The sequence below is a fragment of the Streptomyces sp. NPDC006923 genome (genome assembly GCF_040635655.1).
Lineage (GTDB): Bacteria > Actinomycetota > Actinomycetes > Streptomycetales > Streptomycetaceae > Streptomyces.
This window is the reverse complement of sequence record NZ_JBEYIF010000003.1, coordinates 463,285-475,892: the sequence shown is the minus strand read 5'-3', so window position 1 is coordinate 475,892 and position 12,608 is coordinate 463,285. Positions and strand designations below refer to the sequence as shown.

Here is a 12,608-nt window from a genome sequence, read left to right as displayed (position 1 = left end):
CCTTTCACACCGGGCTGGCGGTCCGCCGGGACGGGATGCTCAGGTTGAGGAGCCGTGACAGATCACCGGCCGTTGGAGCGAGAGGGGACCCATGACCACGCCCGCCGGACGAGCGGACCTCGGCCGTGCCGCGCGCAGGCAGGCGTCCCGCTCTTCGCACGGACTGTGGATACCGGGCGCGGACCGCCTCGATCCGCTGACCGTACTGGCGCGGCAGGCCGCGACCCGGGCCCCGGAACTTCTGCCGCTGCGCTACGAACGGATGGCCGCGTCGCCGGTCGCCTTTCTGCGCGGCGCCGCCGCCGTGATGGCCGCCGATCTGGCCGGCCAGCCCCGCACCGGGCTGACCGTCCAGCTCTGCGGCGACGCGCACCTGTTGAACTTCGGCGTCTCCACCGCCCCCGACGGCAGCTCGCTCTTCGACATCGGTGACTTCGACGAGACCCTGCCGGGACCGTTCGAATGGGATGTGAAGCGTCTCGGTGCGAGCATCGCGGTCGCCGCCCTCGACAACGGCCACTCCGGTGCCCAGGCCCGGCGCGCCGTACGGGCCGCGGCGGAGGCGTACCGGAAGTCGATGCGCCGCTCGGCCGCCCTCGGTGAACTCGACGTCTGGTACGAGCAGACCGGCCCGGCGGACGGCGTCCCGCTCCCCGTACGGCCGGGGCAGCACAAACGGGCGGAGACGGAGCCGGCGCCGCCACGGCAGCGCACCGCGCTGCGGGCGCTGGAGAGACTGACCGACGCGCCGGACGGACGGCGCCGCCTCACCCCCGACCCGCCCCTGCTCGAACCGCTCGGCAGGCTCGACACGGCCGCTCTGCGTACGATCTTCACCGGCTACCGGAGCACGCTTCCCGAGGCACGGCGTACGCTCCTCGACCGCTTCGCCTTCGTCGAGGCGGCGCGCAAGGTCACCGGGATCGGGAGCGTCGGCACGCGCTGCTATGTCGTGCTGCTGGAGGGCCGTAACACCGGTGAACCCCTCTTCCTCCAGATCAAGGAGGCGGAGAGATCCGTGCTCGAACCCCATCTGCGAAGAAGCGCGTACGCCCAGCAGGGTGAGCGGGTGGTGGCGGGACAGCGGCTGCTCCAGGCGGCCGGCGACATCTTCCTGGGCTGGGTCACCGGGCCCGAGGGCCGTCACTTCTACTGGCGGCGGCTGCGCGACACCGAGGGCTCCACGGCCGTCGAGGGCATGCCGCCCGACTCGCTGTACGCCTACGCGAAGCTGTGCGGTACCGCCCTGGCCCGCGCGCACGCCCGCTCCGGCGACCGCGTGGCCATCGCGCACTACCTCGGCGGCACCGACGCCTTCGCCCGCGCGATCGCCGACTTCGCGCTGCGCTACAGCGACCGGAACGCGGCCGACCACGCGGCGCTCACCGCGGCGCTCGCGGCGGGACGGCTGCCCGCCGCCGGGCCGGGGCCGGTCAAGCGGCCGTAGGACGCCGTCTCAGTACGTCGGCCGCAGCCGCGTCTCCCGGGGGGCGCAGGGGCGTCTCACCCGTCGGAGACCGGGCCCGCGGTGTCCAGCGCCGCACCCGTGTCGTCCGCGAGCGTCACGGCGACCAATCGGGCCTGGCGGGACGGGACGACGTCGGGAGAGGGCCGCAGCATGTATCTCCCGCGGTAGTGACCATTGCCCGCGGCCCGGAGCTCGATCTCTCCCGGCGGCCAGCCGAGCCGTTCGAGATCCCAGGGCTCCCGGTCCACGACGACTGTGCCGTCCTGTTCCAGCCGTGCCGGGTGCCCGAGGAGACTGCCGTACTCGAAGCGGCAGCCGCGCAGCCCGAGTATCTCGATGAGCTGTCCCCTGACCTGCGCCACTACGGCATCGGGGGATCCGGCCGACTGGACCAGCCGGGCGGTGTCATGGACCCGGGCGAGCAGCCCGGCGTCGATCACCGTGGTGACACGCAGCCGCCGGGCATGAGCGGCCAGTTGCGAGACAATGAGCCCCACCGCCAGCAGCAGGACCGCCGTCACGGCGTCGTTCGTGTCGTTGATGGTGAACCGCTGGAACGGCCGGGCGAGGAAGAAGTCGAACCATACGGCCGACGAGAGCGCGGCCACCGCCCCGGCGAGGCGGTTTCCCAGGGCGGAGACGGCCACCACGACCACCACCAGGATCAGCGCGAGGTTGGTGCTCGCCAGGCCCGTACGGAACGGAACCAGGAGCAGCGCGACCACAAGGGGCGCGACCAGCGAGAGCCCCAGGGCGATGCGGTCACGAAGCGCGAATCTCATGGTCCACCTCGCCGTTTTCCATGCGTCGGACAGCCGGGAGCCGGCGCCGCGGGCCGGCTCCCCCGTCCCTTCCATGGTCCCACCGGGCGTGGCAGCCGGCCCGGGACGCCCGCAGTCTTGATGAGTCCCTGCCGAGCGCCCGACCGGCACGGGCCGTGGTCCTCTCCGGCCGGTCTTCGTGGATCGGCCGGGCCGTCCGGTGCTCCACCCTCCTGGACGGCGACGCCGGGCCGGTGGCACACGGGCGGACGGGTGATCGCGTTCGGCAGAAAACGGCCGTCGCCACCCGTGCCGCGTGATACGTCTCCCTGTTATGGATGATCTTGTGACAGAGCGGCTCGTGCTTCATCCGCTGACCGTCGTGGAGGCGGAGCGGGTGGCATCGGGAGAGCCTGACGACGGAGACCACTGGGCGCCCGGATATCCGGCCGACGGTGACATGGTGGGCGCCAGGCGTTTTCTGACGACCTTTGCGATAACCGGCGATCCGGGGCCCTTCGGCGCGTACGAGATACGGACCCGCGAGGACGGCCGGGCCATCGGCGGGCTCGGCTTCCACGGCGCGCCCGACGAGAATCGCGTCGTGACGATCGGATACGGCCTGATCCCCTCCGTGCGGGGCAGGGGCTATGCCTCCGAGGCCCTGCGCGGGCTGCTGCGGTTCGCACGCGAGCGCGGCATCGTCCGCGTCAGAGGAGACGCCGATCTCGACAACATCGCGTCCCAGCGCGTGATGACCGCGGCCGGTATGCGGTTCGTCGGGGAGGACGGGCAGCTCCGGTACTACGACATCACCTGGGACGACGACGGCGCGGCGACCCCCGCCCCCTGACCGGGTCCCGGAAGCGACGGCGCCGCTTCCGGGACACTCCACGGACCTCCGGGCGGGTCAGCGGTCCGGATGGTCACCCGGGCCGGACAGCCGGTCCGCCAGCGGTGTGGGAGACAGGTCCGAGCTCTCCTCGCCCGGTTCCAGGAGCGTGTCCGCCGGACCCACGATCAGCGGGTCCGGCTCGCCGATGGCCTCGCCGTCCTTGTTGTCGTACGCGAAGCGCCACAGCAGGCTGCGCATCGCCTCCAGCCGGCCGCGCTTTTTGTCATTGGTCTTCACCACGGTCCAGGGCGCGTACTTGGTGTCGGTGGCCCGGAACATGTCGACCTTGGCGGCCGTGTACGCGTCCCACCGGTCCAGCGAGGCCAAGTCGGTGGGCGAGAGTTTCCACTGCCGTACCGGGTCGACCTGCCGGATCGCGAACCGCGTGCGCTGCTCGGCACGCGAGACGGAGAACCAGAACTTCACCAGCAGGATGCCGTCCTCGGCGAGCATGCGCTCGAACAGCGGGGTCTGCTGGAGAAACAGTTCGTGTTCGTCCGGGGTGCAGAATCCCATCACCCGCTCCACACCGGCACGGTTGTACCAGGAGCGGTCGAAGAAGACGATCTCCCCGGCGGACGGAAGATGGGCGACATACCGCTGGAAGTACCACTGGCCGGCTTCGCGTTCCGTCGGTTTCTCCAGTGCGACGACGCGGGCTCCACGCGGGTTGAGCCGCTCGGTGAACCGCTGGATCGTGCCGCCCTTGCCCGCCGCGTCACGCCCCTCGCACACCACCACCAACCGCTGTCCGGTGTCCTTGACCCAGCGCTGGAGCTTGAGCAGTTCGATCTGCAGCACCCGTTTGCGCTGCTCGTACTCGCGCCGCCCGACCCGGCGGTCGTACGGGTAGTTCTCACGCCACGTCCGGATGGGCCGCCCCGCCTCGTCCAGCAGCACCGGCTGTTCGGGGCGGCGGTCGTCGACCGTCAGTCCGCGCAGCAGATGGCGGTCCTTTTCCTCACGACTCATCCGGTCGAGCTCCTACCCTCGGCGCGATGGGGACGTACGGCGTCGTGTCGGGGGCCGGTCGAACACGCTGTCGGCGTCGACGTCGTCGTCCCCCTCGCCGTCGTGCAATGGCGGCAGTTCAACGGTGTAGCGCGGCTCCAGGAAGATGTCGCGGTGCTGCGGACGCGCGTTCGGCGCGGCCGCCACGCTCGGTCCCCGCAGTGGATCCTGGCGGGACGGTGAAGAAGGCATGCACAACCGTTCGGAGAGTCGAGCGGCCGCGCGGCCCGTATGCCGATCGACCCGCTGGAAAGGTGTCTACCTCATCATTCCCCGTCATGCACAACCGCGGTAGCCGGAGCGCGGCGCGACCGGCCACCCGGCCCGCCCCGTCCGGCAGGCCGGAGGGGCCGGCCGCGCGCCTCTCACCGGTCGGTGAGCATGCCCGCGCGGAGCCGGGTCAGGGTGCGCGAGAGCAGGCGGGAGACGTGCATCTGCGAGATGCCGAGGCGCTCGCCGATCTCGGACTGGGTCAGCTCCTGGCCGAAGCGCATTTCGATGATGTGGCGCTCGCGGTCGTCGAGTTCGACCAGGAGGGGCGCCAGGGCCTGGAAGTCCTCGACGAGCTCCATGGCGGGGTCGCAGCCGCCGAGCGTGTCGGCGTAGGTGCGCCCGCTCTTGTTGACCTGGCCGTCGTCGCCGCTGTCGCTGGGCGCGTCGAGGGAACCGGCGCTGTAGCCGTTGGCGGCGACGAGACCTTCGATGACCTCTTCCTCGCTCAGCTCCAGATCCTTCGCGAGCTCCGCCACGGTCGGCTCGCGGTCGAGGGCGAGGGCCAGCCGCTCCTTGGCCTTGGCCAGCTCGACCCGCAGCTCCTGGAGCCGGCGCGGGACATGGACGGCCCAGGTGGTGTCACGGAAGAAACGCTTGATCTCGCCGACGATGTAAGGGACCGCGAAGGAGGTGAACTCGACCTCGCGGGACAGATCGAACCGGTCGATCGCCTTGATCAGGCCGATCGTGCCGACCTGGAGGATGTCCTCCATCTCGTCGGCGCCTCGGTTGCGGAAGCGGCCCGCGGCGAACCGCACCAGCGACTGGTTCATCTCGATCAGCGTGTTGCGCGCGTACTGGTGTTCACGCGTGCCTTCTTCGAGGACCTGGAGCTGATCGAAGAAGAGCCTCGACAACTCCCTCGCGTCCTTCGGGGCGATCTTCCCCGCGTCCTCGATCCAGGGCAGTTCACCCACGAGGACATCGGCCGACGCCGGGTGACCGGCGGCGGTCCGCTGCACGGACGTCACTGCGGACTGCGTCGATATGGTCACGTCGTCAGCACCTTCGGGGTCGGGGACTCTGCTGTCGGCTCACCTGCCCCCGAAGCGCAGGGCTACGCCCCCGCGGTCAGAGAAGTTGAGAATTGTCTGACCGCAGGGGCGGAATCAGCCCCTATCGCCCGGTATGTACCGGTCGCTCAAGGGGTCCTCAGGCGTGGCGTCCGCCGTAGTAACCGCCGAGCTGCTCGTGGTAGCCCTCGTCGCCGAGGTGCTTGTCCTTGTCGAACTCCGGCGCGTCCTTGATCTGAGCCTTCGTCCGGTCGACGTAGATCTTCTCGTCGGCCGTGTCGATACGGCTCACCGTGCCGGCCGGCAGCAGGACATGCTTGCCGAAGATCCAGACACCGGTGTCGACGACGAGATAGGCCGCGCCCACGTCTTCGGAGTGCTTGTCGACCTTGCCGATGGTTCCGTCGGTCGCCTCGACCTTGTACCCGACCAGGCTGGTGCCCGCGGTGTGACCGCTCGTCGGCTGGTAGCCCCAGATGTTCTCGCTCATAACACGGCTCCTTCATCGACGATGGTGACCGGGGAATTCGGTCGCCGTATTACCGGCGACCGCCCCTCGGTCTTCCGGGTGCCCCGGCGCTCTTTTCCTACACATCGGAAAGATGTCGGGGCGGGAATTTCCTTCCCGTCAGGCGGGCCGGGGCGATGCCGTGTTGGAGGCGCGGTCCCCTGCGCTGTACGGCGGTCGCCCCGGCCACATTTCCCGTGTACCCCGAGGATCATCCCGCACAGCGGAATCACGCGAGCCGTGCCGAATCCCTTCCGGCGCCGCACAAAAAATGCGGGTGCCCGGACGATGTCGTCCGGGCACCCGCATCGATGCTGCTCAGTGGCGCTCTCTACCAGCGGTACCAGCGCCCCCTACGGCCGCCGCCGGCGGCGGGCCTGATAAGGAAGCCGAGCAGCCACACGACCAGCACAATGATCGCGATCCACCACAGGGCCTTGAGTGCGAAACCCGCACCGAAAAGAATCAGCGCGAGCAGGAGAACGAGAAGCAGGGGAACCATGGTTATCAACCTCCAAGCAGCCGTTTTCCCCGAGTCAGCGCGGTCATGCGTGCAAGGTTGCGCGTTTCGCATTCTAAGCACGGGGCATTCGGATGCGCTCTTCCGGACGGCCGGCGCATTCATGGATCAGCCTGTGAGGAACCCCGGCAGCGCCAGTGCTCCCAGGAGTGTCATGCCTCCCAGCAGCCACGCGACGTAGTCCCCGATATGACCCGAATGGAGTCGGCGCAGCGGCGCCGTCCAGTCGCGGGCCGGATGACGCGCCGGGCGGCGTACGGCGTACAGGGCGGCGCCGGCGGCCAGAAGGGACGAGAGCAGGCCCAGGGCCACCCCGGTCACCGACCAGTGCGGCGGGACGGTCAGCGTGCCCGGCAGCGCTTCGTCCACGGCGTGCCCCACCCCGGTGGCGAAGCCCGGTACCAGGCCCGTCGCCAGACTGCCCGCGAGCAGGACCACCGGGACCGCCAGCATGGTGTCCGGGACCCGTCCCAGTCTCCCGGCGGTCTCCGGCTCTTCCCGCTCCCCGCTCGTCTCGTACGCCGAGTCCTCCAGCGGCGGCGGCCCCCATCCCGCGAAGACGCGTGCCGTCACTCTCAGCACCGCGCCGCCGGTCACCGCGGACACGGCGACGAAGAGCGCGGTCAGCGGGCCGCCCGCCGCCTCCTCCGTGAGCGCCTTGCCCAGGCCCGTACCGAACGGCGGCAGGCCGGCGAGGGCCAGCCCGCCGGCCGTGAACACCCCGGCCACCAGTGGCAGCCGGCCGGCCCGGCCGTACAGGTCGTGTTCGTCGACGCTTCCGTAGCGGTCCAGGAGGATGCCGGCGCAGGCGAACAGGGCCGCCTTCACGCCCGCGTGCGCGAGGACGTAGACCGCGATGCCGCCCGTCGCGTCCGGGGTGAGCAGTCCGAGCCCGACGAGGAAGAGCCCGGTGTGCGCGACCGTGGAGTACGCCAGCAGCCGCTTGATGTGCCGCTGCTGCCAGCACATGACGGCTCCGACCACCGAGGAGGCCACGCCGAGCGTCACCAGGGCGCGTTCCGCGTCGGCCGCCGGCACACCGCCGGACCCGCCGAAGACGGTCCAGTACACCCGCCACGCCCCGTACACGCCCAGCTCGACCATCACGCCCGACAGCAGCATGCAGACCGGTGTGGGCGCCACGGCATGGGCGTCCGGCAGCCAGAAGTGGAACGGCACGGCCGCCGCCTTGACCAGCAGCCCGGTCAGGACGAGGACAAAGGCCGCGAGCACCAGCGCGTCGGGGCCGCCCCGCGCGTCGAGGCGCTCCCCGATCTCCCGCATGCCCAGCTCACCCGTGCGCGCGTAGAGCAGCACGATGCCGGTCAAGGTGACATAGGCGCCGAGCGAATTGACGACGCCGAAGGTGAGGGCGCCCTGCACCGCCTTCGCCTCCTCCACCCGGTAGCCGGTCAGGGCGTAGGCGACGACGCTCATCAGCTCGAAGAAGACAAAGGCGTTGAACAGGTCTCCGGTGAGCACGAAGCCGCACATGCCCGCCTGGAAGAGCAGTACGAGCGCGGGAAACGACCCGGCCTGCCCGCGCGGCGGCTGGTCGAAGTAGCGCCAGGAGTAGGCCAGTACGGCCACGACCAGCAGCGAGACAAGCGTCGCCAGGCCCAGCGCCACCCGGTCGCCGACCAATACGATCCCCACGCTCCGGCCGTGCCGGGGCCGCCAGCCTCCGACCCACTCGATCAGCGGCCCGGAGGACGAGGACACCAGGAGCCACAGCGTGAGGGCCGCGGTGGCCGCGGCGACGGCGCAGCCGGTGGCCTCGGCGACGGGACGGCGCACCCGGCGCCCGATGGCGACGAGTACGGCCGCTCCCAGCAGCGGCACCGCCACGATCAGCGGCAGGAGCTGATTCATCCGCGCAGCTCGGAGAGTTCGTCCGGATTGACCGTGCCATGACGCTTGGCGACCTGGATGACCAGGGCGAGCAGCAGCGCGGTGATCGTCGCTCCCACCACGACATCGGTGAGGGTCAGGGCCTGGACGACCGGGTCGACCAGCGGCCTGGAACCCGGCGCGATGTCCGAGAAGACCGGGGCCGTGCCGTGGTCGCGGTAGCCGACGGCGAGCAGGAGCACATAGGTGGAGGACTGGCAGACTGCGAGACAGCCCACCGCGTGGATGAGATTGCGGCTGGTGGCAAGCCCGTAGCAGCCCACGAGGAAGATCCAGGCGGCCACCGCGTAGGGCAGCACGGAGATCATCGCGCTCTCACGTTCCGTTCTCCTCCTCGATCTCGACGGCCTGGTCCAGGAACCGCGCGAGCAGCACGATCACCGCGCAGGCCACTTCCATGCCGATGGCGGCGTTGAGCAGCGGTACGGTCCCGCCGGAGGCGAGGTTGTTGAACGTCCCGTACGGCAGGAAGTTGGCGAGAAACGCGGCCCCGCCGAGCAGTCCCGCGAGTCCCAGCACGAGATAGGCGCCCTCGCCGACCGCGTCGCCCACTTCGTACAGGCGCAGTGGTCTGATCCGCTCCAGCGCGCGGTAGTCCACGGCGATGTAGAGAAGGTGCAGGGCCGTGGCCGCCACCACGCCGCCCTGGAAGCCGCCGCCGGGACTGAGCTGGCCATGGGCGACGACATACAGCCCGACCAGGAGCGTGACGGGCAGCAGATAGCGCGCGTACTGGCTGACCAGCGGCGTCACGGGCGCCGGGGCGGGTTCGACCTGCCGCTCGTCGCGGGTCTGGCGCAGCAGGACGACGGTGCCCAGCACCGCGCCGAAGAGGATGCTCTCCTCCCCCAGCGTGTCGAGGGCGCGCTGGTCGAAGTTGACGGAGGAGATCACATTCGCCGTGTGGTGGGCCAGGGAGGCGCGTACCGCGCGGTCGCCGTACGGATGGGAGTCCCCGCCGAAGCGCGGCAGCCCGAAACAGGCGGCGAGAAACAGGGCCGCGACTCCGGCCCCGCCCACGGCCAGCACCCACAGGCGCAGCCGCCCGCTCATTCCCTCTTCCCCTTCGCGGAATCCCCCGCCGGACTCTTCGCGGGACCTTGTCCCGGATCCCCGGTGCCGGTGCGACCGCGCCGCCGGACCTTGCGTACGGAGAGCAGCAGCAACAGCGGCGTCAGCGCCGAGCCGACGGCGAGCTGCGACAGCGCCACGTCGGGCGCCTGGAGCACGGTGAACAGCACCGCGAGCGCGAGTCCCAGCATCGAGAGCACCAGCGCCTGCCGGGCCGGGTCCCGGACCAGGACGGCGGCGGTGGCCGCGGCGGCCACCAGCAGCAGCGAGACGGCGATCAGTACGTCATCCACGGCGCACCGCCCCTGGCGCGTCCGGCGCGGGCGGGTCCGGGGGCTCCGGAGACGGCAGGCCGCGCAGCGCCCGTTCGGAGACCTGGTTGCCGGCCACCAGAAGCACCCCGATCACCAGGAGTTTCACCAGCGCCCTGCCGGGTCCCGTAACCACGCACAGCGGCAGTACGACGGCCGCCGCCGCGCCCGCCGACAGGACCGACAGCGCGTCGACCGCTCTCCCGCGCGGCGGATCGTCCCGGAGTTCCCCGGCGAACAGCCGGGCGTAGATCAGCGTGCCCGCCGGCCCGAGCAGCGCCAGGACCAGGGCGGAGTCGGTGTACGCGGACCGTCCGTAGCCCTGCGCCAGAAGCAGCAGCACGAGGCAGACCGTCAGCGTGGCCGTGTTCTGCGCCACCACACGGCGGCGGACCGGGCCGGTGGCCACACACACGACGGCCGGGCCCGCTCCGGCCACCAGCAGCGCCGCGGCTGCCACGAGCCAGCCGTTCACCGCCGCGCCACGGCTCGTCGGGCGCCGGTGGCGGCGACGGCCCCCAGCAGCGCGGCCGCGGCGCCCACCAGCACCTCCAGCGGGTAGACGGTGCTGATCAGCATCAGCCAGAGGACGAGCAGGGCCAGCCACCACACCGCCAGCTCGGCGGCGAGTACGATCCTGTGTGCCACCGGCTCACCTCCACAAACGCCGCCATCCGGGCATTCGGCAATGAAAGCACTGCGGCGGCGCCCCTGGTCCGGCGACGCGCTCACGGCCGCTCCGGTCAGCCGGGAGGTGCCTCCGTGATGTCGAGAAAGACATGGTCGGCCTCCGGCCAGGTCCGCGACACCGACTCCTTGATGCGCACCGAGACCAGTTCGACGGACTCGCTGTCGAGTCCGGGCACCAGATCGATCCGGGCGGCCACCAGGGTGGAGTCGAGGCCCAGCTTCATCGTGAGCAGCGTGTCCACATTGTCGATCTCGGGCTGGGAGTCGAGCATCGAGCGGATCCCCCGGCGCAGTTCGGGGTCGATCGCCTCACCGACCAACTGGCCGCGGGCCTCGGCGCCCAGGCGGTAGGCGATGTAGACGAGGAGCAGTCCGATCGCGAAGGAGGCGCACGCCTCCCAGACGATGTTCCCGGTGATGAGATGGAGCACCATGCCCGCCATGGCGAAGAGCACACCGAGGACGGCGGTCGCGTCCTCCGCGATGACCGTACGCAGTGCGGGGTCCTTGGTCTTGCCCTGGGTGCCGCGTACCTGTATCAGGGCACGGCCCAGGGAGCTCCCTTCGGCGATCAGCGCGACGCCGAGGACGGCCAGGCCGATCGCGTACCCTCCGGGCGCCTCCCGTTCCGTCGAGTTGAGCGCCTCGACGCCCTGGAAGAAGGAGAAGCAGCCGCCCATGACAAAGATTCCGACGGCCGCGAGCAGCGCCCAGAAGTAGCGTTCCTTGCCGTAGCCGAAGGGATGCCGCTCATCGGCCGGGCGTCGGCTGCGTCGCAGGGAGGCGAGCAGGAACACCTCGTTCATGCTGTCGGCGACGGAGTGCGCGGCCTCGGAGAGGAGCGCCGGTGAACCTGTGAGCAGACCGCCGGCGGCCTTGGCCGCGGCGATCACGAGGTTGGCCGCGAGTGCGATCAGGACCGTCACCCTGGTCTTGTCGTCGGACTGTTTACGGTTCACTGCGTTTCACCTTGCGTAAGAACGTGCCGTGAGCCCGCGCGGCTCCGGCGGCGGGGGCGCCGGTCCCCCGACGTGCCTCCTGTCCGGAGCACGGGATCCGACTGCCCGGCGCCCGCCGCACCAAACGCGCGCCCCGCGCCGCCGTCACCGTCCCCCGCCGATGGGGAAACCGGCCGGCCGGGCCACCGAGTGACGTCTGTGCCAGCGGGTACGCGGACGGCCATGAACGCACCGAACACTTTGCATGAGAGCAAGGCCGTCGATCTCGCAGCGAGCGGTGCCGGGCTCGGAGCCCTGGTGATCGTGGCGGGGCTCGTCGTGGTGGCCCTCCTGATCGGCGCCTTCTGGTGGGGCGCGCGGCTGCGCTCCAGGCAGGCGGCTCCGCCGCGCCCGTCCGAGCAGCCGCGTCGGCCGGCCGGCCCCACCCATGTCGAGGAGGACGTGAAGCCCGCCGACTCCTTCCCGGACAACGGCGAGCGGCTGAGTCCGCATCAGCTCGGCGGCCATGGCGACGAGGCTCCGCGGCCGTCGGGCGGCGCGGAGACCGGGCGCGGCGGGCGCCCCGAGGGAACCTGAGGCCCTGTCCGCGCAGTTGGCCCTCCCGCCACCCCGGCCGGTTGTCCCGGCCGGGGTCAGTCGGCGGGATGCCCCGGTGACAGATCGAGTACGTCGCTCAGGCGGAGCAGCGCGCCCCGCCGGGCGGCGCGGGCGTCCCCGTCCACCGGGCTGAGCAGAAAGCCGACATGGTCACCGCCGTCGGTGCGCCGTTCGACCCGGCCGACGAACCAGGCGGGGACGCCGGCCAGTACCGGCGTGCCCCCGATGCCGCCGTGCCACGGGACACCGTCGAACTTGTCGGTGGTGTCGCCGGTCTTCTCGCCGAACAGCCTGGCCAGCCCGTGCTGGTCGGGCGTCAGCAGATGCACACCGAGGAATGAGGCGGAACGCGCCACCCGGTAGGTGCGGTTGGCCTTGGACAGCCACACCATGTACCGCTCCGGGCTGATCGAGCACTGCGAGGCGAACCCGACCAGACAGCCCGACCGGTTCCCGCCCGACGCGGCCGTCACGATGTACATCGGGTAGTCCAGCAGATCGGCGAAGTCCTCCGCCTGGGCCACCACGCACTCCTCCGCCTCGTCGCCCGCCGCCGGTCTCGGAACGGACCGGAGGCCACCGGCCGTCGCCCTCAGGGGCCGGTCCTCCGCACCGCCGGC

General features: G+C 71.1%; 17 protein-coding genes. 3 read left to right on the top strand and 14 right to left on the bottom strand.

The window, feature by feature from the left end:
- The first annotated feature begins 91 nt into the window (after nt 1–91).
- Entirely contained in the window at nt 92–1,447 is a 1,356-nt protein-coding gene (locus ABZ707_RS08090) for a DUF2252 domain-containing protein (RefSeq protein ID WP_360169632.1), read from the top strand.
- 56 nt (nt 1,448–1,503) lie between these two features.
- Here ABZ707_RS08090 and ABZ707_RS08085 read toward each other — a convergent pair whose 3' ends face one another.
- Nucleotides 1,504–2,250: a DUF4118 domain-containing protein gene (locus ABZ707_RS08085; RefSeq protein ID WP_360169629.1), complete on the bottom strand. Its 747-nt coding sequence runs from the start codon at nt 2,248–2,250 to the stop codon at nt 1,504–1,506.
- A 313-nt stretch (nt 2,251–2,563) separates the two neighbouring features.
- Between ABZ707_RS08085 and ABZ707_RS08080 the strand changes: the two genes are divergently transcribed.
- Nucleotides 2,564–3,082 carry a GNAT family N-acetyltransferase gene (locus ABZ707_RS08080; protein WP_360169626.1) on the top strand — a complete coding sequence of 173 codons (519 nt, stop codon included), beginning with the start codon at nt 2,564–2,566 and terminating at the stop codon, nt 3,080–3,082.
- A gap of 57 nt (nt 3,083–3,139) precedes the next feature.
- Here ABZ707_RS08080 and ppk2 read toward each other — a convergent pair whose 3' ends face one another.
- From ppk2 to ABZ707_RS08020, 12 genes are all read right to left on the bottom strand, one after another.
- Nucleotides 3,140–4,096 (bottom strand): polyphosphate kinase 2, encoded by a 957-nt coding sequence (gene ppk2, locus ABZ707_RS08075; protein WP_360169623.1) that lies wholly within the window; start codon nt 4,094–4,096, stop codon nt 3,140–3,142.
- 12 nt (nt 4,097–4,108) lie between these two features.
- Nucleotides 4,109–4,327 (bottom strand): hypothetical protein, encoded by a 219-nt coding sequence (locus ABZ707_RS08070; protein ID WP_360169620.1) that lies wholly within the window; start codon nt 4,325–4,327, stop codon nt 4,109–4,111.
- A gap of 173 nt (nt 4,328–4,500) precedes the next feature.
- A complete protein-coding gene (locus ABZ707_RS08065; RefSeq protein WP_360169910.1) occupies nt 4,501–5,370 on the bottom strand; it encodes an RNA polymerase sigma factor SigF in 870 nt (289 codons plus the stop codon).
- 190 nt (nt 5,371–5,560) lie between these two features.
- Nucleotides 5,561–5,911 (bottom strand): PRC-barrel domain-containing protein, encoded by a 351-nt coding sequence (locus ABZ707_RS08060; RefSeq protein WP_360169618.1) that lies wholly within the window; start codon nt 5,909–5,911, stop codon nt 5,561–5,563.
- Between the two features lie 349 nt (nt 5,912–6,260).
- Complete coding sequence (locus ABZ707_RS08055; protein WP_360169616.1) at nt 6,261–6,431, bottom strand: hydrophobic protein; 171 nt, start codon at nt 6,429–6,431, stop codon at nt 6,261–6,263.
- Nucleotides 6,432–6,557: 126 nt separating this feature from the next.
- The gene (locus tag ABZ707_RS08050) at nt 6,558–8,321 is read right to left on the bottom strand and encodes a proton-conducting transporter membrane subunit (RefSeq protein WP_360169614.1); all 1,764 of its coding nucleotides are present in this window, start codon (nt 8,319–8,321) and stop codon (nt 6,558–6,560) included.
- Nucleotides 8,318–8,668 carry a sodium:proton antiporter gene (locus ABZ707_RS08045; RefSeq protein WP_360169611.1) on the bottom strand — a complete coding sequence of 117 codons (351 nt, stop codon included), beginning with the start codon at nt 8,666–8,668 and terminating at the stop codon, nt 8,318–8,320. The genes ABZ707_RS08050 and ABZ707_RS08045 overlap by 4 nt, the downstream gene beginning before the upstream one ends.
- Nucleotides 8,669–8,675: 7 nt before the next feature.
- Complete coding sequence (locus ABZ707_RS08040) at nt 8,676–9,413, bottom strand: MnhB domain-containing protein (protein ID WP_360169608.1); 738 nt, start codon at nt 9,411–9,413, stop codon at nt 8,676–8,678.
- The gene (locus tag ABZ707_RS08035; protein ID WP_360169605.1) at nt 9,410–9,724 is read right to left on the bottom strand and encodes a DUF4040 domain-containing protein; all 315 of its coding nucleotides are present in this window, start codon (nt 9,722–9,724) and stop codon (nt 9,410–9,412) included. Before ABZ707_RS08035 ends, ABZ707_RS08040 begins: the two co-directional genes overlap by 4 nt.
- Nucleotides 9,717–10,217 carry a monovalent cation/H+ antiporter complex subunit F gene (locus tag ABZ707_RS08030; RefSeq protein ID WP_360169602.1) on the bottom strand — a complete coding sequence of 167 codons (501 nt, stop codon included), beginning with the start codon at nt 10,215–10,217 and terminating at the stop codon, nt 9,717–9,719. Before ABZ707_RS08030 ends, ABZ707_RS08035 begins: the two co-directional genes overlap by 8 nt.
- A complete protein-coding gene (locus ABZ707_RS08025) occupies nt 10,214–10,390 on the bottom strand; it encodes a hypothetical protein (protein ID WP_360169599.1) in 177 nt (58 codons plus the stop codon). Before ABZ707_RS08025 ends, ABZ707_RS08030 begins: the two co-directional genes overlap by 4 nt.
- Nucleotides 10,391–10,485: 95 nt before the next feature.
- Complete coding sequence (locus tag ABZ707_RS08020) at nt 10,486–11,391, bottom strand: cation diffusion facilitator family transporter (RefSeq protein ID WP_360169596.1); 906 nt, start codon at nt 11,389–11,391, stop codon at nt 10,486–10,488.
- 222 nt (nt 11,392–11,613) lie between these two features.
- On the opposite strand from ABZ707_RS08020, the gene ABZ707_RS08015 reads away from it, so the two are divergent.
- A complete protein-coding gene (locus ABZ707_RS08015; protein ID WP_360169593.1) occupies nt 11,614–11,967 on the top strand; it encodes a DUF6479 family protein in 354 nt (117 codons plus the stop codon).
- A gap of 56 nt (nt 11,968–12,023) precedes the next feature.
- Here the strand turns inward: ABZ707_RS08015 and ABZ707_RS08010 are convergent, their stop codons facing one another.
- The gene (locus tag ABZ707_RS08010) at nt 12,024–12,512 is read right to left on the bottom strand and encodes a flavin reductase family protein (protein WP_360169590.1); all 489 of its coding nucleotides are present in this window, start codon (nt 12,510–12,512) and stop codon (nt 12,024–12,026) included.
- Nucleotides 12,513–12,608 lie beyond the last annotated feature (96 nt).

Coding starts and splice junctions, on each gene's coding strand:
- ABZ707_RS08015 (WP_360169593.1), top strand. CDS start 11,614: ATGAACGCACCGAACACTTTGCATGAGAGCAAGGCCGTCGATCTCGCA.
- ABZ707_RS08045 (WP_360169611.1), bottom strand. CDS start 8,668: ATGATCTCCGTGCTGCCCTACGCGGTGGCCGCCTGGATCTTCCTCGTG.
- ABZ707_RS08055 (WP_360169616.1), bottom strand. CDS start 6,431: ATGGTTCCCCTGCTTCTCGTTCTCCTGCTCGCGCTGATTCTTTTCGGT.
- ABZ707_RS08080 (WP_360169626.1), top strand. CDS start 2,564: ATGGATGATCTTGTGACAGAGCGGCTCGTGCTTCATCCGCTGACCGTC.
- ABZ707_RS08070 (WP_360169620.1), bottom strand. CDS start 4,327: ATGCCTTCTTCACCGTCCCGCCAGGATCCACTGCGGGGACCGAGCGTG.
- ppk2 (WP_360169623.1), bottom strand. CDS start 4,096: ATGAGTCGTGAGGAAAAGGACCGCCATCTGCTGCGCGGACTGACGGTC.
- ABZ707_RS08050 (WP_360169614.1), bottom strand. CDS start 8,321: ATGAATCAGCTCCTGCCGCTGATCGTGGCGGTGCCGCTGCTGGGAGCG.
- ABZ707_RS08085 (WP_360169629.1), bottom strand. CDS start 2,250: ATGAGATTCGCGCTTCGTGACCGCATCGCCCTGGGGCTCTCGCTGGTC.
- ABZ707_RS08060 (WP_360169618.1), bottom strand. CDS start 5,911: ATGAGCGAGAACATCTGGGGCTACCAGCCGACGAGCGGTCACACCGCG.
- ABZ707_RS08040 (WP_360169608.1), bottom strand. CDS start 9,413: ATGAGCGGGCGGCTGCGCCTGTGGGTGCTGGCCGTGGGCGGGGCCGGA.
- ABZ707_RS08090 (WP_360169632.1), top strand. CDS start 92: ATGACCACGCCCGCCGGACGAGCGGACCTCGGCCGTGCCGCGCGCAGG.